This window comes from Virgibacillus sp. JSM 102003 (assembly GCF_041949995.1).
Classification (GTDB): domain Bacteria; phylum Bacillota; class Bacilli; order Bacillales; family Amphibacillaceae; genus Lentibacillus.
In genome coordinates, this window is sequence record NZ_JBHFQH010000024.1 from 1 (window position 1) to 22,196 (window position 22,196).

A 22,196-nucleotide genomic window follows, 5' to 3' on the forward strand; every position below is an offset into this window, starting at 1 on the left:
TTGCCGGGGCAAGGAGGCTGAGTCGTGCCCATGGAAAGCGAAGTATTCTGCCGGAACGAATTTAAGCACTCAACTATCATTAGAATAATAAAATATCTTCACTATGTCGAGGTTTATATCAATTACGTATTAGATTTAGCCATTGAAAATGAACGTTCCAAACAACTTATCCTGTTATTATTCGTCTTTAAGGTAGAAATTCTAGTTATGTCCCAGCCTCGTTTTTTCAACTGGAAAACGAAAACATTAACCGGAACTGGTACAGGAAACAGTCATCAGAAGAACCGACACAAACTGCGACTTTTTTTAAAAAGGGGGTTGATTTTATCACTTTAATACTTTATCATAATGAAGTGTTAAATTTATGATGATAAAAGATAACGTAATAGATATAGAGAGGGGAATCGAAAATGGAATGGGTTGTAGTTGTATCAGTGCTAGTCATGACCATTCTAAGTTTGCTGCGGGTAAATGTTATTATTGCAATTATTGCAGCAGCCATTACTGCAGGCTTGATGTCTGGACTCAATATTATTGAATCAATTGAAATGTTGGTGAGCGGCATGGGTGGTCAAGCAAGTACAGCATTAAGTTATGTCCTGCTTGGAGCATTTGCCGTTGCCATTAGTTATACAGGAATAACGATGATTCTAGTAAATTACTTAATTCGAGTTTTAACTGGAAAGAAAACAATAACATTACTGGTAATTGCTGGTGTCGCATCATTATCTCAAAATCTTGTACCAGTTCATATTGCATTTATACCAATTTTAATTCCACCGTTATTAAAGCTTTTTGATGACATGCGAATGGACAGGCGTGGTGTTGCAACTGCCCTGACATTTGGATTAAAAGCACCTTATGTTATGATTCCAGCAGGGTTCGGCCTCCTTTTTCACGAAGCAATCGTTAAAGGGATGGAGCAAAGCGGAGTTGACATAACGATTACAGAGTCAGCGTTATCGATGCTAATACCTGGTTCCGGTATGATAGTTGGTTTATTTATAGCTGTGTTTATAACTTATCGTAAAGATCGGGAATCGATTCCGGGTGCAGGCGGCGGTGAAGTGAATTTTTCCGCACCAAGTTTGGAACAAGTTAAATTTAATAAAAGTCATTTCCTAACATTGATTGCCATTGTAGCAGCGTTAGCAGTTCAATTAATAACCGGGAATTTAATTGCCGGTGCATTAACTGGTCTTGTACTCATGTTCATACTGCTTGTTGTACCATTTAATAATGGAGATAAAGTTGTTTCGGATGGAATTTCCATGATGGGAACAGTTGCCTTTGTTATGCTTGTTGCTTCTGGATTTGGAAAAGTTTTAACCGAAACTGGTGCCGTAAATGCATTAGTTGAAGTATCTTCTGGATTTCTTGGGAACAATAAACCATTAATAGCATTTATTCTTTTACTTGTTGGGTTAGTTGTTACAATCGGTATCGGATCATCGTTTGGTACTATTCCAATTTTAGCAGCACTTTACGTACCAATTTGTATTGCAGCAGGATTCTCACCGATGGCGACAGCTGCACTAATCGGAACCGCTGGAGCATTAGGTGATGCTGGATCGCCTGCTTCAGACAGTACACTTGGACCAACCTCCGGGTTAAATGCGGATGGTAAGCACCACCACATTTGGGATACTTGTGTTCCAACGTTTATGCACTATAACATTCCGTTGTTTATATTCGGCTGGATTGGCGCAATCATTCTTTAAAATGAATAATTAACGATTAATATGGAAAAAGTAAGGAAAAAATGGGTGGGTTGTTATGCGAAAATGGACTTTTTCAGTATTAATTTTCATCTTGTCTATCCTTACTTTTTTTATGTTTAGTGAGACGATTCTTGCGAGTAATGGCTATGGATGGGGATTTAAAAAGAATACCGAACACAAGATTCCGGAAATAGGCAAGTACAAGGAGATACTGGAAAAATACGGATCTTATTACGCCGATGATTCTGGAGAAAAAGTTCTTTATATAACGTTTGATAACGGTTACGAGCAAGGCTATACCAGTGAAGTTCTGGATGTCCTTCAAAAAGAAAACGTTCCAGCTGCATTTTTTCTGACAGGACATTATGTAACAAGTCAGCCAGATCTTGTTCAACGAATGGTCGATGAAGGGCATATTATTGGAAATCACTCGTATCATCATCCGGATTTTACTATCGTATCAAAGGAAACAATGAAAAAGGAACTGGAAACCTTAGAACAGGCTGTATCCGATGTGTCGAATCAGACAACCCTTAAATATTTGCGTCCGCCAAAAGGTATATTTAGCGAAAAGACACTTAAGTGGGCAAATGAGCTGGGATACATCCATATATTCTGGTCGCTGGCGTTTACAGATTGGAAAACCAGTGAGCAAAAAGGCTGGAAATACGCATATGAAAATATAATGAAACAAATTCATCCCGGTGCAGTAATACTTCTCCATACTGTTTCTTCAGATAATGCACAAGCCTTGGATAAATTAATTACGGAATTAAAACAGCAAGGCTATACGTTTAAAAGCTTAGATCATTTAGTATTAAAAAATATGCTGCCAAAGGCTATTTATGGCTATTAACAAAAAATAACGGTGTTCCAATTACGGAGCACCGTTAATTTTTTCGCCATTAATCATTCGGAAGCTATCCGAATTAATGTTGTAGTCAGGCTTGTTTGCTGTATCGCGTTTATCACGTTTTTTCTTCATCTTACGCAAGTTATAAATAACACCAACTTTAGTCTGCTGGATTTCTTTTACACCTTGAATAATAAACTGCATTGCAAAAATACTAAGGATAAATGCGAGAAGTACCCAGGCAACAATCCAATACTTTCCTGAAGAAAGAGCATTATTTGTTGAGCCAAGCATGCCTGACCATTCATATGTGATTGATCTCGGTGGATCACCGACAGCTCCGAATGTCAGGTTGGTTCCACCAAAGAAGAAGTTGAAAATTCCTAAGTGCATAAAAATCAGCAGCACCTGAATGAATTGCTGACCAAGCAAAATTGTCATGCGTGGTCCGATATGCGGCAGCACATGCCTCCAGAAAATATGGAAGTTACTTCCCCCGAGAACTCGCGCACTCTTGATAAATTCTGCGTTCAACACCCGCTTCATTTCGTTCCCCGAAAGCACTGACGTCAGAGGTACAACCAGTATAGTCAAAATAATGATTTCAAATATTATACGCTCAGTAAACGTGTAAGCAAAACCATTGAACTGCTCCATCAGGATTGGCCTCAGCAGTAAATAGGCAATCAGACTTAATGGAAGAAAGTGAATAGAATCGACCGTCTTTTCAACCCAATTTTGCTGCTTTGGTCCCAGCCCAAATGAAAATAGTACTCCACCGGCCATTCCGATAACTACTCGGAGAAAGGCAATGATTAGGGCGAAGATTAATGTATATTTGGCTCCGATAACCAGCATATCCGAGATACTGAATCCCAAGCTATCAGATCCCAGTAAAAAAGGATCTGGTGGTGGGTGCGGTGGCGTACTTTTTATTGTAGCACCATCTGCTTCGTATACTATTCTGGCTTTATCAATGTGATTATCGGTCGTTATAGAATAAAATGCACTGTAACTGATTATGACAATGAAAAATAGGCTCCCTATCGCAAATTTCCAGTTCTTCATGTGCCTGAAAAATACCATGAATGGAGCAAGCACTGGTTTCCATGGCCGGAATCCAAATCCTCTCCATTTGATATTACGGAATCGCACAAGCAATTCTTTGACAGAGAATAAAGATAATCCCCTTCTGGGAGGTGCCTCGTCCCCAGTAATAGATATATCCCGCCCTGTCCATAAATCGACCAGCTGGAAGATTAAAAAGAAAGGCGTAAATAGCAATATTAGTGATACAGCAATTGTCATCGGTGTGAAACTTTCAATTATGAAGAAGCTGAATCCGTGTACATTAAAAATGCGCTCGATAATAAACTGACTTGAAAGTGTTGCCCAAAGTATTATTTTTGTGTGATAGAACGTTGTTGGAAGAATATTCTTTAATATGTGCCGGACAAGCACACTGAATTTCTTGATCCCTTTGCTTTTTAGGAATATAACGTAATCCTTCGTGAATTCCTCTTCAATCATCAACAGCAGAATCTTGAATAAGGAGACCATTGGTAAAATAGCTAATGTCACAATGGGTCCAGCATATGCTTTATCATCCAGATAGGTCGCAACCTGGAATAGTTCAATTTCATATGTTTGTTTAACATAGATAACAATCATCTGCAGAACAGCTGCTATGACGATGTCAGGAATAGATTCAAGGAAATCAAGCAGCCTCTTAACAATATGTAGTATTCTTTTAGGTAAGAAATTTGTAAAAAGGGCAAATCCGAAGGCAAGCACAAAACCAAGCAGCAGAGCACCAGCAAGTATTTGCATCGAATATACAAAAGGCTCCCACAATGTTCCAATCAGCGGGAATTCACTTGGTGAGTTTGGTATATTATAAACCCAGGATTCCGGCTGAACGAAGTAAATGAGGAATGTACCAAGATCCCTGAAGTAACTTAGTGGATCAGACAAACCTGATGACTGGAAAAATTGTGGGAAGATACTTATACAAATAATTCCGAAAACTCCAAGTGTATAAAAAAGTAGTAGTTTAGCTAATTTTATCATTGTTCCAGGGCACCTTTTCAATAGTTTTGTAGAGTCCAGTATATAGGAAATAAAAGAAAGTGCATAGAGCTGTCATTCACAGCTCTATGAAATTAAGTATTGTTCTTTTGAATATACGTATAGGGGTTTTGGTTAATAAAGTTTGTGTCAGGTATTGTGTGATTCAGCCGGAGCAGAACACTCATTTTATTAATCACACCTGCCAAACGATCTTCTTCATGTTCGCTTATGTTAAACTCTATACCATAATGGAATGTATCCCGTTTAGCTTCGTCCTTCCAGACTAATAACCCACTTAGTTGGAAATCCTCACCCATTAGTTCAATATTGAAGGTAAGTTTGATTGTCGAATTAACAGGCAGCTTAAGTGATGAAAGTATTTTTAATCCACCAAGGCCAATATCCTCAACTAATACCTGGGCGGAACCAAGGTTGACCTTTTTCTCATTCACTTCAATAATTGTCATTTCTCCGAGTGCCGGTGTAGGGAATTCCAACCGGTAAAAACTTCTCCGTTCATCCTCAGGCTTTTTATTTACTTTTGGTTTTGTAGGTTTAATATAACCGGTTTCAAGCATTTGTTCAAATGTATCCAATGCAACGGGTTTAGAAAATAAGTAACCCTGTATTTCGTCGCATTCTTTTTGTTTCAGGAAATTAAGCTGTTCATATTCCTCCACACCTTCAGCTATAACCTTCATATCCATGCCTTTTGCCAAGTGTAAAACGGAAGAAATAATGGCTGTGTCTTTTTTATTTTCTTCAGTAATATTCTGGACAAATACCTGGTCAATCTTAATTGTATCTGCATTAAATTCTCTTAAATACGTCAGTGATGCAAAACCGGTTCCAAAGTCGTCAATTGCGATTTTGACTCCTAATTCTTTTAAACCATCAAGAGTAGTTATTACATTTTTTTCACTCTTCAATAAGGACCCTTCGGTAATTTCAAGTTCAAGGTATTTAGCTGGTACATCATATTTGGAGAGCTGCTTCGCTACAAATTCAACCAATCCCTTTTTCAAGAAACGGATTGGCGATACATTGATTGAAATGGGACGAACAGTATAGCCTTTATCTTTCCATATTCGTATTTGCTTGCATACACTTTCAATTACCCAATCACCAATTTGATGGATAAGGTGATTTTCTTCGGCTAATGGAATAAATTCTCCGGGTGACACCATTCCCCATTCTTCGTGATTCCAGCGGATTAATGCCTCTGCACCTTGAATCACACCCGTTTCCGTCGCCACTTGGGGTTGATAATATATTTCAAATTCTCCTTTTTCAATGGCTTTACGCATATCTTTTTCTAGTACAAATTTCTTATATGACGTAATATCCCGTGTGAATGAGTACAACTGGTAATTATTTTTACCTAGTTGTTTAGCGTGAAATAAGGCTGCATGAGCACTTTCAATTAAACTAAGCTTGTTATCGCCATCCTCGGGAAAAAAGCTAATGCCAATACTTGTAGTCACATGCATTTCATACTCATCAACAGTGACTGGTTCTTCAATCGACTCGATAATTCGTTCAGCCAGGTTGAAAATAAACTCCTTCGACGGATAGTTTTCAAAGAGAACGATAAAGTCATTACTGCTGATACGAGCAAGATACCCTCCATCTGGTAATGCCGATAACAATCTGCTGGCAACCTTCTTAAGGACTTCATCACCAATTTGATAACCAAGCGAATCGTTGATCAGCTGGAAGCGATCCAAGTCAAGATAAAATAAGGCAAATTCTTTTGAAGGGTCATCCTTACATAAGTTATCTACCTTTTCATACAAGCTGCGCTGATTAGGGAGAGCGGTTAACGTGTCATGTGTTGCAAAATGTTTGAGCTGTTCCTGCATCTCAACTTCTCCCGTAGCATCTGCAAGCATTCCAAATAAATGGGTTAATTGCCCTTGGTCATTAAACCAGGGTAAGGTTTGGTCATAAACCCATTTAGTAGTTCCATCGCCACAATTTATCCGATACTTATACGAAAGTGAATTGCCTTTGGTAAGTAAGTTTTGTTTTTCCATTACTTCTTCTTTGTCAGACGTATGGACCATATTTTGCCAGATCTTTGGATCATTGTATAATTTTTCTAAAGGATAGTCCAGAATTTCTTCTGCTCCCTTAGAAATATACTCTACTTTACCTGTACTATATTCCTTCATCCAAAAGCCAACTGATAAATGGTCCAGTAGTTCTCTTGTGTTTCGTTTGGACTCATCCATCTGAGTTTCCAAGCGTTTTTGGGTTGTATAGTCTCTTACTACCCCTACAAGTTTATAAGGTTTGTTATTTTTCCACATTGCTTCAGCCTGTACTCTTAAGTACCGTGTTTCTTTGGTCTCCCCGTGAATAATTCGAAATTTAGAAACATAACTTGTACCTTTTTCAATTGCTTGTTGTACCGTGGTACTCGCCTCATCGTAATCATCCGGGTGCATAAACTCAAATGGGGTATCCATTGATACATTAGTTTGACTCTTATCCAGTCCAAAAATGTCATAGGTGTAGTCGGAACAAAAGATTCTATCCTCGTCAATCACATATTCCCAGCTCCCAATTTCAGCAATCTGCTGGGCGTGTTCCAGATGGCTTTTATTTAATTCTAATGCCTCCAGTGTTTGCTGATGTGTCGTGTTATCCTGCACAATTATATATACACCTTCAACATTACCATTTAGTTGTTTAATAGGAATAAACGTTAGCATAGTATGTAAGGTTTTTTTGTATTTATTTAACAACGTAATGTCGTGTCTGCTTGTTTCACCTTTTAATGATTGATAAAATGCTGTTTGTAATTGATGGTAGTATTTTTTAGTTAAGGATAGTGAATGGTCTATTGATTCATCAGGAGAATACCCTAAGAATTCATTTATACTGCCCCGATTCTGGGAAAGTATTTGACCGTTCGGCGAAAGGACAACAATTAGATCAGGGTGATACATCGCCAAAGAGGCAAAGTAATGCTGTTGCAGATTTTTGTCTGTATTGCTTTCCTCAGTATGATTTATATTTTTGTTAAATAACGACGATAAGACACTTGGTCTTTTTTGATTCCCCATAGTATCACCCTTTGCAATTAATGGAATAAGTCTCCACTAACGTAATAATGTAAATGTGATGTAAGTGTAATACAAAAGTCCCCATATTGGAATAGTTTTTTGAAAAATTTGTCGATAAGTGTCGACCTTTGTTTTAATTTAAAATATTCCAAACCTTTGCTATAATAAAATAATATCCTAAGCATTGGAGTTGATAAGATGAACAGAGATGATTTAATAGCTCCGAAAGATTATAATATTGTAATGGAAATGGAGCGTTTTGCAACAGACCCGTCTAAAAAGGCATTGATTTGGAAAGATGATAAGGGTGACTCAAAAGAGATTACGTATAAACAATTAATAAAAAATGTGAATAAAATTGGCAACGCTTTCCTGGAAAACGGTTTGAAAAAAGGGGATAAAATCCTGATCATGATTCCTAGAATGATAGAAGCATATGAAACATACTTGGCAGCATTAAAAACAGGTATTATCATTATCCCGAGTTCAGAGATGCTGAAAACAAAAGATCTGCAATACCGAGTCAGTCACGGTGAGGTAAGTGGTGTAGTAAGTTATTATCCATTTGTTGATCAGTACAAAGACATTAAAGAATATGATCAATTAGCATTGTTTTCAGTTGGGAAACAAGTTGAGGGCTGGCATGACTTGGATTCATTGAAGGAAAAGGCTTTGGATCATTTGAAAATGGCTGACACCAAAAGTAATGATATCGCATTTTTGCCATATACATCAGGTACGACCGGGAATCCAAAGGGAGTTGTACATACACACGGATGGGGATATGCTCACCTGAAAACAGCTGCCGAAAATTGGTTGTGTATTAACGAAGGTGATAAAGTGTGGGCAACAGCAGGTCCAGGCTGGCAGAAATGGATATGGAGTCCATTCTTATCTGTATTAGGTACAGGTGCAACCGGGTTTGTTTATAATGGTAAATTTGATCCAAAAACATACTTAAGTCTCCTGCAGGATAATGACATTAATGTATTGTGCTGTACGCCAACTGAATATCGCCTGATGGCGAAAGTGGATAATCTAACAGACTACCAATTGCCTTCGATGCACAGTGCGGTTTCAGCAGGAGAACCTTTAAACAGGGAAGTTATCGATACGTTCCAAAAATATTTTAATGTGACCGTTCGTGATGGCTATGGTCAAACAGAAAATACATTATTATTAGGTTTTATGAAGGATATGAAAGTAAAACCAGGATCGATGGGTAAGCCGACCCCTGGCAATGATGTAGACATTGTGGATGAAAATGGGGAACCGTTACCGGCTAATGAAATTGGTGATATCGCAGTTAAGCTTGATTGTCCTGCGCTGTTCCGTGAATATTATAAGGATTCGGAACGAACAAAAATGTCACAGCGTGGTAATTACTATGTGACAGGTGATCAGGCATCAAAAGATGGAGAAGGGTACTTTTGGTTTGAAGGTCGAAGTGATGATATCATTATCAGTTCCGGCTACACGATTGGACCTTTCGAAGTAGAAGATGCTCTGGTTAAACACCCATCTGTACAGGAATGTGCAGTTGTAGCAAGCCCAGATGAAATTCGCGGCAATGTGGTTAAAGCGTTTATTGTACTCCAAGAAGGTGTTGATCCAAACAGTCCCGGTCTGGTAAAGGAACTTCAGGATCATGTAAAAAAATTAACAGCACCATATAAATATCCAAGACAAATAGACTTTATTGAAGAATTACCGAAAACTACCTCTGGAAAAATTAGAAGAATAGAGTTACGTAAGAAGGAAAGTATTAAAAAATAACTAAAAAACCCAATTGCTCAAGGTAGAGCAGTTGGGTTTTTTAGTTAGTTGTTTAAAAAGCATAAATGCTTTAAGGAGCTCAGGTATTTAAAATCTGCTTACTATTCTTCAGAACTCCCAGATAGATCTAATTCCTTCTTTAATTTTCTGGATATGTCGGCAAGGCCTTGATCAGAAGGAATGAAATAAGATAACCCATTTATCCTTTGATTGGATCCCGCTATTTTAAATGTTTCAATAGATGAGGTATCCATTGAGGAATATTCCTTTTGTAAAGCATAGATTTCAGCTGGTTTTAAGCTGGTTTTAACATGCTCACCTAGAATATCTGTTATTTCTCCAACTTTAAAAATAGTTCCAACTGATATTGCTTCGCTAATGGCTGCTTTTATAAACTGGCGCTGTCTTTCATCACGAGAATAAGTACGATTAACCGCCCTTTTTCGCATCCGGACGAAAGCCAGTGCCTCTTCGCCACTTAGCTTTGTGGTACCTTCCGTAAAATAAATTCTCTTATCATTATTATAGATATTTTTCTCCCAAAAACCTTTTTTAATGTCTACTGTTACACCGCCAAGTGCATTAACAATATCACGAAAACCTTCGAAGTCGACTGCAGCATACTCATCAATTGGTATATCAAGCAGATTTTCCACTGTTTCGACCGTTAATTTTGGTGCGCCGTACCCGGAAAGGGAGGCATAAGTATATGCCGAATTAATTTTATGAAATCCTGCATTTTCCTGTCCCACAGCTTCTGCTGGTAATTCAACTCTGGTATCTCTTGGGATCGATGTCATTGTCATCTTGTTCGTGTCTGGATTGAGTGTAACAACTATCTGCGTATCGGCACGTCCGTTTTTCCCGCCAGAAGAATAGTTTTCAATACCCATCAACAAAATTGAAATAGGATCCTCCCCGATTGTAACTTTATCGTTTCGCAGTTCGGATTTCCCCCCAGGACGATCTAATCCATTATAGGCATTATTAGCAGCATTGTAGGTTTGAAGAAACAAGTAACCACAAACCCCAATAATAATTAATATAAGGAAGAGAAGTGAATAGAGTACTCGTTTCTTCCGCTTTTTTGATTTTTTCTGTTTTCTGCGTTCTAATCTTAAGTCCTGCACTATAAATCCTCCACTTCTAAACATCAGCATATAAAGAGTATTTCTTACTGCATAAGTGCACTAATATTTATTGTAAAGATTATTATATGTAATTTAAAGGATTAATAACAGTTTGAGGGTTTAAAAGTATTGGTTATTGGATAAACCCAAATAATGATAGAAATTTGTTAGACGGATAAGAAGGTTAACTGCTTTCCTATTTCATGAGTTCCGCCAAGGCTTATTTATATAAAAGCTTGGCGAAAGGTAACGAGTTTTGTTTTAGGGGAGAAAACACATTTGTTAGGAGTAGGAAATGCATAACGTTTCGTGATTATGTTTTATTGATATAACAATATTATTGGTTTAATACAATGAGGTAATGAAGTATTGAAATCTGGGATGAAAGTCCGATAATCAGTCGGAGTGAATCCTCATTCCGCTAAACAGCAGAAAAGATGCTCTCAGAAGGATGAGTCGGATCCTCGTTCCGTTATTAGTAGAAAATCAGCCAAATTTGAGGTAAAAATAACAAATAGCGGAATGAGGATCCGCCAAAATAGTAAACCGGATACTCATTCCACTAAAATGGGTTCTTCAACAACAGGGGCTAATTATTATATGATTTCTAATGCTAACCAAACTAATCCCTTTAGGCGAAATGCCAAGTTTTAAAAAAAAAATAATCTCAAACACTTGAAAGTCAAAATTGGTCAGAGTATAATGAAGTTAAAGGTCAAATATAGTCAAAGTCAAACCTTTTTATAATAAATGGAAATCACAAGGAGGAGTGACATATGAAGTGTCAACAATGTGGTATTCACCCAGCATCAATTAATGTAGCCATGCAAATCAACAATGAGAAAATGCATATGCACGTTTGTAATGAATGTTTTCAGGAAATACAAGGTCAATTAATGAGCGGTGGTTATGGATCAGCTCAAAATAATCAAGATAGTTTTGCGGATAAATTTTTCCAAGGGAATGGTCAAAGCTATACCGGAACCAAAACACAGCAGCAAGCAGGTAATGGCGATGGATTATTAGATCAGCTTGGAAAGAATGTAACAGATGCAGCACGTGCTGGCTTAATCGACCCTGTTATTGGCCGTGACAACGAAGTGAAGCGAGTTGTTGAAACGTTAAATCGTCGAAATAAGAACAATCCTGTTTTAATAGGGGAACCTGGCGTAGGTAAAACAGCTATTGCTGAAGGACTAGCCCTTAAAATTGCTGAGGGAAAGGTATCAGCTAAGCTTATGAACAAAGAAATTTATCTGTTGGATGTAGCTTCACTTGTAGCGAATACGGGCGTTCGTGGCCAATTTGAAGAACGGATGAAGCAACTGGTTCAAGAGTTGCAATCACGTAAAAATGTAATCTTATTTGTTGATGAGATTCACTTACTAGTAGGAGCTGGCACTGCAGAAAGCTCGCAGATGGATGCAGGAAATATTCTGAAGCCTGCATTAGCCAGAGGCGAAATGCAATTGATAGGTGCTACAACATTAAAGGAATATCGTAAAATTGAGAAGGATGCGGCACTAGAACGTCGTTTCCAGCCAATCATCGTGAAAGAGCCTTCAGCAGATGAGGCAATTCAAATTCTAAACGGAATAAAATCTCGTTACGAAAGCTTTCATGAAGTTCAATACTCTGAAGAGGCAGTTAAGGCATTTGTGACATTATCACAGCGCTATATCCAGGACCGCTTCTTACCAGATAAAGCTATCGACCTTATGGATGAAGTTGGTTCACGCTTAAATCTTTCAAATGCAGAGAAAGATTCCAACTCCATTCAGCAAAAAATAGACGAGGTTGTCAGTGAAAAAGAACAAGCTGCAGAAAAAGAAGACTATGAACGAGCAGCGAACCTGCGCTACCAGGAAATTCAATTGCAAAAGCAACTGGAAACAGCAAAAAACGACGAACAGGTTGTTGATGTTGATGTTGCTGATATTCAACTAATTATTGAAGAAAAAACGGGTATACCTGTAACAAAACTGCAAACAGATGAGCAAGAAAAAATGAAAAATATCGCAGAAAATATCGGAACAAAAGTTATTGGACAACCGGAAGCAGTTAATAAAGTAGCTAAAGCAGTTCGTCGCAGTCGTGCAGGTTTAAAATCTAAATATCGTCCAATTGGATCATTCTTATTTGTTGGTCCAACTGGTGTAGGTAAAACCGAGTTGACTAAAGCACTCGCCGAAGAATTATTCGGTTCCCGTGAAAGCTTAATTCGTCTTGACATGAGTGAGTATATGGAGAAACATGCAGTGTCTAAAATTATTGGATCACCACCAGGTTATGTAGGTCATGAAGAAGCGGGGCAGCTAACAGAACGTGTTCGACGCAACCCATATTCAATCATCTTGCTGGATGAAGTTGAGAAAGCACACCCTGATGTACAGAATATGTTCCTGCAAATCATGGAAGATGGTCATTTGACGGATTCACATGGTCGAACAGTAAGTTTTAAAGACACCGTGATCATCATGACAAGTAACGCTGGAACTGGTGTGAAGGAAGTTAATGTCGGATTTAATAAAGACGAACATGAATCAGTTTCAACACTTGAAAACTTAAGTGATTACTTTAAACCTGAATTCTTGAACCGTTTCGATGGTATTGTTACCTTCAATGAATTAGCTGAGGATCATTTAATTGAAATTGTTGATCTAATGCTTGCAGAACTAGAAGAAAGAATTGAAGAGAACGATATTAGGATCACAGTAACTGATGATGCAAAAAGAGAATTAGCACGACTTGGCTATGATCGCCGCTTTGGTGCAAGACCATTACGCCGTGTTATCCAAGATAAAATTGAAGATCAGTTAACAGATCTGATTTTAGAAGATGAAACAGTTAATGCTGTTCAAGTAGATGTAACAGATGGTGACATCGTTGTTGTAAAAAGTGAATAACAACTATCAATGGGAAGCCGCTGACATTAGGTGTCAGCGGCTTTTTACGTATTGGCATGGATGTTCAACCAGATATGAAGAGCTTCAACCAGTTGGGAAATGGCAGTCACCGCACCAAAATAGTCACCTCAAAAATTGGACCCACTGACTTTGTATTTTTCAACTGATTCGGTGGAAAACTATAAAGAAATTCCAAATTTGATAAAGGATGTCTATCATGCAGAGATACTTACGAGTGAGTTTTTTGACCATGTTGTTGGTGTTCTTGGTTTTAGCCGGTTCTGATCAAAATGTTCACGGGGAACAGACCGAATTGGATGTCCACTTCATTGATGTTGGCCAAGGAGATAGTATTTTGGTACAAACGCCTTCCGATAAAAATATTCTAATTGATGGTGGTCCACCAGAGTCAGGAAAAGAGGTAGTTGCCTTCCTTGAAGAACATAATGTTGAAAAAATTGATTTGTTAATTGCTACACATCCTGATATCGATCATATTGGCGGTTTGACGCGCGTCATGAAGTCATTTGAAGTAGAAAGGATTATTGATTCTGGAAAGATCCATTCTACTAAGACATATGCAACGTATATCAGTCAGATATTGAAACAACGTATTCCTGTTGAAATTGCTAAGCAGAACGCATTGATTCAAATTGATCCACGATTCAAAGTAAGAATCTTAAATACTCACACTGGAAATAAAGATAATAACGGATCATCAATTGCATTAAAAATCAGCTTTAAGGAAACAGACTTTTTACTTATGGGTGATGTCGAAAAAGAACAAGAGAAAAAACTGCTTAAAAGGTATAATCTGCAATCCGAAATAATTAAAGTAGCACATCATGGATCAGGCACAAGTACCACAACGGCTTTTCTGGAAGAGGTTAACCCGGAACTGGCAATTCTCACGTACAGCGAGAAAAATGACTATGGTCATCCCGTTGAACGTGTAATAGAAAATTTGATAAAGGTTAATGCTGCGATATATTCAACCGCAGTATTCGGCGATATTACGATTAGTTCTGATGGTGAAAGCTACCTTATTATCACCGAAAAAAATCCAACAGATAACTTAAAGGTTGGTTAAATTTACAAAATTAAACAATTATGATATCATTATTATATTATATTAAGATCAAGTATCTTGGGGAAGGTGTGTTAACATGTTACGTGAAAAAGATGCATGGATGATGAATGGTTATGTTGGTATTCTAACTATCGCAGTCCTACTGGCCGTCACTGTACTCAGTTTTTTTCAAGAACTGTTTGTTATTGGCGCAATTTGTCTAGTTGTTGCTGTTGTATTAGGTAGTGGCCTAACCTTAATCCAGCCAAATCAGTCAGTAGTAGTAATTTTTCTCGGAAAATACATGGGAAGTATTCGAAAAGAGGGAATTGTGATCACGGTCCCGTTTTCAATCAGACGAACAATTTCGCTTCGTGTACGAAACTTTAATAGTTCCCGGTTGAAGGTAAATGATGTAAATGGTAACCCGATAGAAATTGCGGCAGTTATTGTATTTAAAGTTGTTGACGCTGCAAAAGCAGTATTTGAGGTAGACAGGTACGAAAAATTTGTTGAAATTCAGAGCGAGACCGCTATTAGGGCAGTTGCAACAAAGTATCCATACGATACATTTACCGATGAAGAAACGACATTACGTGGAAATGCGGAAGAAGTATCAAGCCATCTGGCAAAAGAACTTCAGGAACGCTTGACAGTAGCAGGAGTTGAAGTCATTGAAACACGCTTAACACACCTTGCATACTCCACTGAAATAGCGCAAGCAATGCTGCAGCGCCAGCAGGCAAGTGCAATTATTGCAGCCCGAAAACAAATCGTAGAGGGTGCAGTCGGAATGGTACAGGATGCGATAGGACGAATTGAGAGAGAAGGGAATGTGGAACTGGATGAGGAGCGTCGTGCGGCGATGATTAATAATCTGCTCGTATCGATTGTTGCAGATAATGGTACACAGCCCGTTATCAATACAGGTTCACTTTATCAATAAAAAAGAGGGGTTCTATGGCTAAAAAAAAGAATTTCCCACTACGAATAGACCCGAAGTTATATGATATTTTGCAATCCTGGGCGAAGGATGAATTTCGCAGCGTTAATAGTCATGTGGAATACTTACTAAGGGAATCAGCTAATAAAGCTGGTAGGTTGCCAAAAACAGAAGATAAAAAAATAGGAGAAGATTGATAAGGCTCTGCAATTTAACATGTGCAGGGCCTATTTTTTTGTATAATAACCCTGATTTAATCACAATTCACTCTTAGTTTCCTAAAAATTTTCTAAAATAATATTGACAAATGGTCAGTATAGTTATATGGTTAGTTACATAACTAATTAACCAATTAACTAAGGGGCTTGTTTATGAAAAATCAGTTAGATGAAAGTAAACCTATTTTCCTTCAGATTAAAGAGCAGCTGGAAGACTCAGTCATCAACGAATCAGTTAAACCAGGTGAACGGGTGCCTTCCACAAATGAATTTGCAAACTACTATCAAATCAATCCAGCAACAGCTGCAAAAGGTATAAACGAACTTGTTCATGATGGTATTTTAGTTAAGCGAAGGGGTGTTGGGATGTTTGTAACAGAACATGCTAAGACAATTTTAATTAAGAAACGGAAGAAAACTTTTTACGACAATTACATGCTGCCTCTTAAAAATGAAGCAAGAAAATTGCACATCAGTAAGGAAGAGTTATTGGAAATGGTAAATAGAGAGGGGAATAATAGTTATGAAGATTGAAGTGAAAAATGTATCTAAAAAATATAAGGATACAAATGCGCTTGATAATATTTCATTCGAGCTTAATCAACCTAAAATTTATGGATTACTTGGAAGGAATGGGGCAGGAAAAACAACTTTCATGGAAATACTATCAGGACAGATCTTAGCATCTGAAGGAAAGATTCTAATAGATGGTGAGCATCCCTTTGATAACCAGCGCATAACAGAATCGATTTGTTTAATTAAAGAAGGAAACAACTTTAAAAAAGATTTAAAAGTAAAAAATGTACTCCGTATTTACTCCTATTTTTATCCAACATGGGATCAGGAGCTGGCTGATGAATTAATAGCTGAATATAACCTAAATCTGAATGCCAAAGTAAAAACCTTATCAAAAGGTATGGAATCATCTCTAGGGATAATAGTTGGGCTGGCCAGTAAAGCACCGATTACGATTTTCGATGAGCCATACATTGGACTCGATGCTGCGGCGCGCAAAAAGTTTTATGAGATTTTACTGGAAGAATATGAAACTGAAAAACGGACAGTAATATTTTCGACACACCTTATTGATGAAGTTAGCCTCATGTTTGAGGAAGTTCTTATTCTGCAGGATGGAAATTTAGTATTAAAAGAAGAAGCAGAAGAATTGCGTAACAATACATGTGCTGTTTCCGGAACGATTCAGGATGTTGAGGACTTTGTAAAAGATAAGGAAGTAATTCAGAGTAAGAATCTTGCCGGGATGATGACAGCTTATGTGTATGGAAGTATCGAACAGGCAAAAACAGCAGGCTTATCTGCAGAGGGCATTCCTATTCAGGAGCTTATGATTTATTTAACGGAAAGGAAGGGAGCTTAACAATGAGCAGACAATTAAAAGGCTTACTTTATTTCTTTATTACTGATATTCGCTATTCAATTCTCATATTCTGGACAATTTTACTAAGTATTTTGGTAGTATCACTTGCATTCGCTTATTTTTTAACGGATGTAGAGGATGGAATGATGACGCTTAGTCTAACAGGCCCGATGTATATATATTGTGGAATATTAGGGTTCCTAACGGTGAAAGAATCAGTGCCATTCTCCATAAAGATGGGGGCTACTCGTAAAAACGTTTTTGTCAGCTTAGGGATATTTTTTCTGTCTATCTCATTATTTATGGGTACAGCAGCTAGTATTCTTCAGGAGATTGTTAAAGTATTTGCAGAAATAACTGGTATTGATACATTTTCATTTCTTCATCTGGCGTATTTTGTGGATAACACATGGTATACAAGAATCCTCATTGATACATCAGTCATGTTCTTCTTTCTTGCACTCATGTTTGTGGTGGGGCTATTATTCTTTAAATATGGCTTTGCAGGAGGCGGCAGCTTTTTAGGAGTATTAGTAGTTTTATTGCTTATAAGTATCGCTAAAGGCTGGATTGTCGATTTCTTTATTAACTTATTTTCAGATATTGATCTAGCTTTCTTTTATCAAATGTTAGGCTTAGGATTCGTAGTTTATTGTGTTTCCTTTTTATTCTTAAGGAGGATTACAACTGTAAAAGTAAGATAGAGAGGCTGGGACAAAGGTGTTTTAGTCAAAGTAAAACCCGAACTATGATTCGAAAGTCTTGAAATAGGATTCGAATTAGTTCGGATTTATTTGTTGCAGATTAGATATAAAATGCGAACTAGTGAAAATTTTCATTTGTTCTAATGATGGCTGAGTGCTTGAATTCGTTCCGGCAGAATACTTCGCTTTCCATGGGCACGACCTCAGCCTCCTCAGAAGCACAGAACGCTTCTTCCGGGGTCTTCGGAACGTGCTGTTCCCATAGGACAAGGAAAGCTTCGGCAGCATTACATCGCACGAAGAAAATTGGTTTTTATTTTCGAGGAGTCTGCGTATTCTGCCTCCACTGATAGAGATTTCTGGTTAAAGGTTGGAGTATGCCCTGTGACTAAGATGCAATGTCGTAGTAAACATTGATTTATTAACAGGTAAAGTGAACAAAAACCAGCGGAGGAAATACACGTAGACTCCTGTGGGTCGGCTAAAGACGGCCACGTCCTGTGGCCAACGCCGACACTAGAACGTCGTGTTCGTCGAGCTTGCGTCTAGATGAGACTACGCAGTGACGTAGGAGCAAGGAGGCTCATCAGCCGCCCTTGGTGCGCGAAGTGTATTTCCGGAGCGGTATAGTAAAACTCAAACTTTTTAAAAAGTAGTTCGCAGTTTATATCAACTACGTACTAAATCTAACCATTGAATATAAAAATCCTATTATTCAGCTTTAAAGTGGGATGTTTTAGTTATATCCCTGTCTCATTTTTAATTTGCCATTTCCTTTGACTTGAATGTGTAAATAGACCCTGCTATTAACAAGATAATCATTGCTATTGTTACAATTGCTGCACCTGTTAATTCAGATGGGACACTGCCAGATACGAGCATTTTATTAATATATCCTGAGATATTATTAGGGCTCCATTCTAGAAGATGTGAAAAGATAGTTGTTATCAGTTTCATTACCAGGATGGTTGCAATTGTAAGAAATGCTACAAGACCAGGTATTTTTAATAGTGTGTTGTAAAAAATGGATAAGGACACAACTAATGCAAGCCATAATCCATAAAAGAAAATAATTTGCAGAAGTGCACTAAAAGATAATTCACCAAACAGAAGATTCACATAATACCAGCTGGAAAGCATTCCTAATGAAAGAGCAGTCAGCGTTAATAATAATACTGCAGCCCACTTAGCCGTAATATAATTTGTATAAGATACTGGTTTAACCAAAACAAGTTCAGAAACCCCACTTTTACGTTCACCTGCTATTGTCCCCATTGACATAAGTACAATAACAAGTACACCAATACTGCTTATTTGCGATAAACTCATCATAATGACGTCACTTGGGGAAAAGTCGGGCAGCTGGAATTCAGTTCCCTCAGGCATCCCGCCTACAGCATCAATAATCTGTGGTAAGTAATAGCTCGATACCGGATCCATAGTGGCGATTAAAATCATGACTAAAGGTACCCATATCCATTTAAAATTCCGGATATTTTCGATAAGCTCTTTTTTGAAAAGTGTTATCCATTGCATTAGTTGTTCACCGCCTTCATAAACATGTCTTCCAGTGACGCGCGGTTAATGGCAAAAGATGTTATTGGCCATTCTTCTAACGAGGCAGCTGCGAGAATTTCTTTGCGTGCATTTATAATATCTGATGCCGTCACGTGAATTGTGTTCCGATCCATATAACAGGTTGCAACGGATGGCAGGTTATTTATTTTGGTTTGATAGTTTACTAGATCGTCCTCAAATCCCAGTTCTATCTTAGCTGTCTGATACTTATGACGAAGTTCTTCCATGGAACCAGATTCAACAATTTGTCCTTCATGTAAAAGCAAAAGATCATCACTAACCTCATCCGCATCTCCGAGAATGTGGGTAGAAAATAAAATCGTCATGTCTTCTTTCAGCTCTTCCATTAGGATTAGAACTTCCCTGCGCCCAATCGGGTCCAATGATGATACCGGCTCATCAAGTATCAGAAGCTTTGGGTGATGAATCATAGCTTGGGCTATGCCAAGGCGTTGCTTCATTCCACCAGAATATTTGCCGATTCGCCTATTCTTAGCTTCAGTCAGACCAACACGTTCCAAAAGCTTTTCTGTGCGCTTGTTCGCTTCCTCTTTGGATAAATGTGCAAGGCGACCTACATAGATGAGAAATTCTTTCCCGGTCATCCATGCATAAAATACTGGATATTGTGGGAGGTAGCCAATGTATTTTCTAATGTCATCATTTTGTTTCATATCAGAAAACGTAACCGATCCACTGGTAGGTTTGATTAATCCCGATAACACGCGTAATGTAGTTGTTTTTCCTGCACCATTTGGTCCAATTAATGCAATACATTTACCAGGCTGAAATTGAAAATTTATCTTTTTAACTGCAGATTTGCCGCCATAATTCTTGGTTAAATTATTAACCGTAAGCAACGCCATTTAATCCTGTCTCCTCCCGAAAATAAAATAGATAATTGGTCCAATTATGTTAATGAAAATAACAATAATGAACCACAGCCATTTTGGCCCGTTTGTTTTTTCGATTCTTATTAAATCAATTACAGAAATAATAAGTAAAATTCCCTGAATAACAATTATTGGTGCAATAATGGCCCAATTGATTTCGCTAAATATATCTATTAATGCTACTTCTTCCATTTAATTTCACTCCATTCATTGTTAATAGTCCTTATACGAATTATGACGTGAAAAGGTTCATATTAAAAGAAAATAATTATACACAAGGTTATTAACATGAAAGTGAACTTACACACAACGTCTCAGCAGAATATCCACAATATAAACAGGAGGATAATATCTTATGCACAACTATATTGTGAATAAGTGGTATATTTGTGGAGGGGTTTTACAGAGTTATTAACACTGTTATTAAATTTGTGGATAAATAGTAATAGGTTTTATCTAGCAAAACAGTATTATTGTGTGAGAATCACTGTACCTTGCGAGCATAAGGCGCTCAGTACGTGGAATCTTCATGCTGTACTTTAGACAAACAGGACGTTCTAGTATCGGCGTTAGTCACAGGATATGATCATCTCAGCCAGTGTTCCATAGGAGGTTCGTGGTTAGTCCACGAAAATTAAGTATATTCAAGTTTCATGGTTTGAGACCCACACTAACTATTATAATCGCAGCATCTTATATAAATTGTGAATATCACATACGCAAGGAACCAAATAAAAAAGAAACCAAAGGATCATCTTTGGTTTCTTCTCTGAGTTAACTGACTATGTACTTTGTCAGCCTGCTTAAACTCCTTCTGATACAATACTTCCTGTGTTTTGGACAAAAACTTTTCACGCTGGTCTCTTGGCTTACCTTTCATAGACAACCCCCTCGCTTACGCTTTGGTTTTAGGATTATCCACAATAAACAAATATATACATATCAACCTATTCACGTTCTGTCTCTCGTAATGCTTCCTCTAGGTAGGGATACGAAAATTGATAATTATTATCTTTTGCTTGCTGAGGTAAAACAAATTGTCCTTTTGTAATCAAGTGGCTCATTTCCCCAATGACTGTCCGCATTAAGGGAGATGGAGTAGTGAACCAATATGGACGTTTAAGAACTTTTGCCAATACTTTAGTGAAATCTTTATTTCGTTTCGGATAAGGAGCAGTGATGTTGACAGCTCCACTTATATGCGTATTAAATAAGCAAAATTGAATTAGCTTTACAGCATCCTCGATATGAACCCATGATACCCATTGCTCTCCATCACCTATTTTTCCGCCAGCAAACATTTTAATTGGAAGCTTCATATAAGGGAGAGCACCTTCCTTACCTAAAACGACGCCAAATCGTGCGTATACCGTTCGAATGTCCAGTAGTTCAGCCTGTTTTGCAGTTTTTTCCCAGTCAACTGCCACTCTTGCTAAAAAATCATTTCCCGGCTCTGTCGTATTTTCTGTGAAAATTAAATCTCCTGATGTTCCATAATACCCGATCGCAGAACCGGTTATAAATACGTCAGGCTTTTTATCCATTTTCTTTATCATATTAATCAGTTTCTGTGTCGTTTTAATGCGACTGGTAATAATAGTATCCTTTTTCTTTTTGGTCCAGTAACCAAATAAGGAATCACCGGCAAGATTAATAACACCATGAATTGCAGGAAGCTTTTCAACCGGATAATCATAACCAATAAAAGAAGTTTTTTCGCTGTTTGTGTGTTTTTCAGGAGAGCGCGTGAGTATGTAGACGTAGTGATCTTTCTCGTTCAATGAGTTTGTAAGTTTGCTGCCAACAAAACCGGTTCCACCAGTAATTAATATATTCATTTTATCACTCCATTAAATAATCACTTTCACTATAGTTTATTCTATTTT

19 protein-coding genes are annotated in these 22,196 nt (G+C 37.7%); 11 read left to right on the forward strand and 8 right to left on the reverse strand.

Annotated elements, in window-relative coordinates; genetic code table 11:
* Window positions 1-24 precede the first annotated feature (24 nt).
* The 3 genes from ACE1TG_RS18685 to pdaA all read left to right on the forward strand — a co-directional run bounded on the left by ACE1TG_RS18685 (window position 25) and on the right by pdaA (window position 2,577).
* Window positions 25-336, forward strand: coding sequence for a hypothetical protein (locus ACE1TG_RS18685; protein WP_375053926.1), 312 nt, complete (start codon window positions 25-27; stop codon window positions 334-336).
* Between the two features lie 74 nt (window positions 337-410).
* Window positions 411-1,721: a Na+/H+ antiporter family protein gene (locus tag ACE1TG_RS18690; protein WP_375053927.1), complete on the forward strand. Its 1,311-nt coding sequence runs from the start codon at window positions 411-413 to the stop codon at window positions 1,719-1,721.
* A gap of 55 nt (window positions 1,722-1,776) precedes the next feature.
* Window positions 1,777-2,577: a delta-lactam-biosynthetic de-N-acetylase gene (pdaA, locus tag ACE1TG_RS18695; protein ID WP_375053928.1), complete on the forward strand. Its 801-nt coding sequence runs from the start codon at window positions 1,777-1,779 to the stop codon at window positions 2,575-2,577.
* A 21-nt stretch (window positions 2,578-2,598) separates the two neighbouring features.
* Here pdaA and ACE1TG_RS18700 read toward each other — a convergent pair whose 3' ends face one another.
* Together ACE1TG_RS18700 and ACE1TG_RS18705 are read right to left on the reverse strand one after the other, a co-directional pair.
* On the reverse strand, window positions 2,599-4,644 hold the full coding sequence (locus tag ACE1TG_RS18700; RefSeq protein WP_375053929.1) for an ABC transporter permease subunit: 2,046 nt from the start codon (window positions 4,642-4,644) through the stop codon (window positions 2,599-2,601).
* A 92-nt stretch (window positions 4,645-4,736) separates the two neighbouring features.
* On the reverse strand, window positions 4,737-7,715 hold the full coding sequence (locus ACE1TG_RS18705; RefSeq protein ID WP_375053930.1) for an EAL domain-containing protein: 2,979 nt from the start codon (window positions 7,713-7,715) through the stop codon (window positions 4,737-4,739).
* 198 nt (window positions 7,716-7,913) lie between these two features.
* Here ACE1TG_RS18705 and mbcS point away from each other — a divergent pair, with 198 nt between their 5' ends.
* On the forward strand, window positions 7,914-9,491 hold the full coding sequence (gene mbcS / locus ACE1TG_RS18710) for an acyl-CoA synthetase MbcS (RefSeq protein ID WP_375053931.1): 1,578 nt from the start codon (window positions 7,914-7,916) through the stop codon (window positions 9,489-9,491).
* Window positions 9,492-9,592: 101 nt separating this feature from the next.
* Here mbcS and ACE1TG_RS18715 read toward each other — a convergent pair whose 3' ends face one another.
* Window positions 9,593-10,621, reverse strand: a complete 1,029-nt coding sequence (locus tag ACE1TG_RS18715) for an LCP family protein (protein ID WP_375053932.1) — start codon at window positions 10,619-10,621, stop codon at window positions 9,593-9,595.
* Window positions 10,622-11,397: 776 nt separating this feature from the next.
* On the opposite strand from ACE1TG_RS18715, the gene ACE1TG_RS18720 reads away from it, so the two are divergent.
* The 7 genes from ACE1TG_RS18720 (at window position 11,398) to ACE1TG_RS18750 (ending at window position 17,839) form a co-directional block, all read left to right on the forward strand.
* A complete protein-coding gene (locus ACE1TG_RS18720) occupies window positions 11,398-13,527 on the forward strand; it encodes an ATP-dependent Clp protease ATP-binding subunit (protein WP_375053933.1) in 2,130 nt (709 codons plus the stop codon).
* Between the two features lie 217 nt (window positions 13,528-13,744).
* Window positions 13,745-14,617, forward strand: a complete 873-nt coding sequence (locus ACE1TG_RS18725; protein WP_375053934.1) for a ComEC/Rec2 family competence protein — start codon at window positions 13,745-13,747, stop codon at window positions 14,615-14,617.
* A gap of 76 nt (window positions 14,618-14,693) precedes the next feature.
* Entirely contained in the window at window positions 14,694-15,542 is an 849-nt protein-coding gene (locus ACE1TG_RS18730; protein ID WP_375053935.1) for an SPFH domain-containing protein, read from the forward strand.
* 14 nt (window positions 15,543-15,556) lie between these two features.
* Window positions 15,557-15,736 carry a type II toxin-antitoxin system antitoxin gene (locus ACE1TG_RS18735; protein ID WP_375053936.1) on the forward strand — a complete coding sequence of 60 codons (180 nt, stop codon included), beginning with the start codon at window positions 15,557-15,559 and terminating at the stop codon, window positions 15,734-15,736.
* A 174-nt stretch (window positions 15,737-15,910) separates the two neighbouring features.
* Window positions 15,911-16,291, forward strand: coding sequence for a GntR family transcriptional regulator (locus tag ACE1TG_RS18740; protein ID WP_375053937.1), 381 nt, complete (start codon window positions 15,911-15,913; stop codon window positions 16,289-16,291).
* On the forward strand, window positions 16,281-17,135 hold the full coding sequence (locus tag ACE1TG_RS18745; protein WP_375053938.1) for an ABC transporter ATP-binding protein: 855 nt from the start codon (window positions 16,281-16,283) through the stop codon (window positions 17,133-17,135). Before ACE1TG_RS18740 ends, ACE1TG_RS18745 begins: the two co-directional genes overlap by 11 nt.
* 2 nt (window positions 17,136-17,137) lie before the next feature.
* Window positions 17,138-17,839 (forward strand): hypothetical protein, encoded by a 702-nt coding sequence (locus tag ACE1TG_RS18750; protein ID WP_375053939.1) that lies wholly within the window; start codon window positions 17,138-17,140, stop codon window positions 17,837-17,839.
* Between the two features lie 759 nt (window positions 17,840-18,598).
* Here the strand turns inward: ACE1TG_RS18750 and ACE1TG_RS18755 are convergent.
* The 5 genes from ACE1TG_RS18755 to ACE1TG_RS18775 all read right to left on the reverse strand — a co-directional run bounded on the left by ACE1TG_RS18755 (window position 18,599) and on the right by ACE1TG_RS18775 (window position 22,148).
* Entirely contained in the window at window positions 18,599-19,375 is a 777-nt protein-coding gene (locus ACE1TG_RS18755; protein WP_375053940.1) for an ABC transporter permease, read from the reverse strand.
* Window positions 19,375-20,283, reverse strand: a complete 909-nt coding sequence (locus ACE1TG_RS18760; RefSeq protein ID WP_375053941.1) for an ABC transporter ATP-binding protein — start codon at window positions 20,281-20,283, stop codon at window positions 19,375-19,377. The genes ACE1TG_RS18755 and ACE1TG_RS18760 overlap by 1 nt, the downstream gene beginning before the upstream one ends.
* Window positions 20,284-20,502 (reverse strand): PLDc N-terminal domain-containing protein, encoded by a 219-nt coding sequence (locus ACE1TG_RS18765; protein ID WP_375053942.1) that lies wholly within the window; start codon window positions 20,500-20,502, stop codon window positions 20,284-20,286.
* Window positions 20,503-21,061: 559 nt separating this feature from the next.
* The gene (locus tag ACE1TG_RS18770; protein WP_375053943.1) at window positions 21,062-21,190 is read right to left on the reverse strand and encodes a YfhE family protein; all 129 of its coding nucleotides are present in this window, start codon (window positions 21,188-21,190) and stop codon (window positions 21,062-21,064) included.
* 67 nt (window positions 21,191-21,257) lie between these two features.
* Complete coding sequence (locus tag ACE1TG_RS18775; RefSeq protein ID WP_375053944.1) at window positions 21,258-22,148, reverse strand: TIGR01777 family oxidoreductase; 891 nt, start codon at window positions 22,146-22,148, stop codon at window positions 21,258-21,260.
* Window positions 22,149-22,196 lie beyond the last annotated feature (48 nt).

Bases quoted from the DNA above. Each gene is read 5' to 3' on its own strand.
- ACE1TG_RS18770 (WP_375053943.1), bottom strand. From the start codon at position 21,190: ATGAAAGGTAAGCCAAGAGACCAGCGTGAAAAGTTTTTGTCCAAAACA.
- ACE1TG_RS18775 (WP_375053944.1), bottom strand. From the start codon at position 22,148: ATGAATATATTAATTACTGGTGGAACCGGTTTTGTTGGCAGCAAACTT.
- mbcS (WP_375053931.1), top strand. From the start codon at position 7,914: ATGAACAGAGATGATTTAATAGCTCCGAAAGATTATAATATTGTAATG.
- ACE1TG_RS18700 (WP_375053929.1), bottom strand. From the start codon at position 4,644: ATGATAAAATTAGCTAAACTACTACTTTTTTATACACTTGGAGTTTTC.
- ACE1TG_RS18720 (WP_375053933.1), top strand. From the start codon at position 11,398: ATGAAGTGTCAACAATGTGGTATTCACCCAGCATCAATTAATGTAGCC.
- ACE1TG_RS18690 (WP_375053927.1), top strand. From the start codon at position 411: ATGGAATGGGTTGTAGTTGTATCAGTGCTAGTCATGACCATTCTAAGT.
- ACE1TG_RS18735 (WP_375053936.1), top strand. From the start codon at position 15,557: ATGGCTAAAAAAAAGAATTTCCCACTACGAATAGACCCGAAGTTATAT.
- ACE1TG_RS18765 (WP_375053942.1), bottom strand. From the start codon at position 20,502: ATGGAAGAAGTAGCATTAATAGATATATTTAGCGAAATCAATTGGGCC.
- ACE1TG_RS18725 (WP_375053934.1), top strand. From the start codon at position 13,745: ATGCAGAGATACTTACGAGTGAGTTTTTTGACCATGTTGTTGGTGTTC.
- ACE1TG_RS18730 (WP_375053935.1), top strand. From the start codon at position 14,694: ATGTTACGTGAAAAAGATGCATGGATGATGAATGGTTATGTTGGTATT.
- ACE1TG_RS18705 (WP_375053930.1), bottom strand. From the start codon at position 7,715: ATGGGGAATCAAAAAAGACCAAGTGTCTTATCGTCGTTATTTAACAAA.
- ACE1TG_RS18745 (WP_375053938.1), top strand. From the start codon at position 16,281: ATGAAGATTGAAGTGAAAAATGTATCTAAAAAATATAAGGATACAAAT.
- ACE1TG_RS18760 (WP_375053941.1), bottom strand. From the start codon at position 20,283: ATGGCGTTGCTTACGGTTAATAATTTAACCAAGAATTATGGCGGCAAA.
- ACE1TG_RS18740 (WP_375053937.1), top strand. From the start codon at position 15,911: ATGAAAAATCAGTTAGATGAAAGTAAACCTATTTTCCTTCAGATTAAA.
- ACE1TG_RS18755 (WP_375053940.1), bottom strand. From the start codon at position 19,375: ATGCAATGGATAACACTTTTCAAAAAAGAGCTTATCGAAAATATCCGG.
- ACE1TG_RS18750 (WP_375053939.1), top strand. From the start codon at position 17,138: ATGAGCAGACAATTAAAAGGCTTACTTTATTTCTTTATTACTGATATT.
- pdaA (WP_375053928.1), top strand. From the start codon at position 1,777: ATGCGAAAATGGACTTTTTCAGTATTAATTTTCATCTTGTCTATCCTT.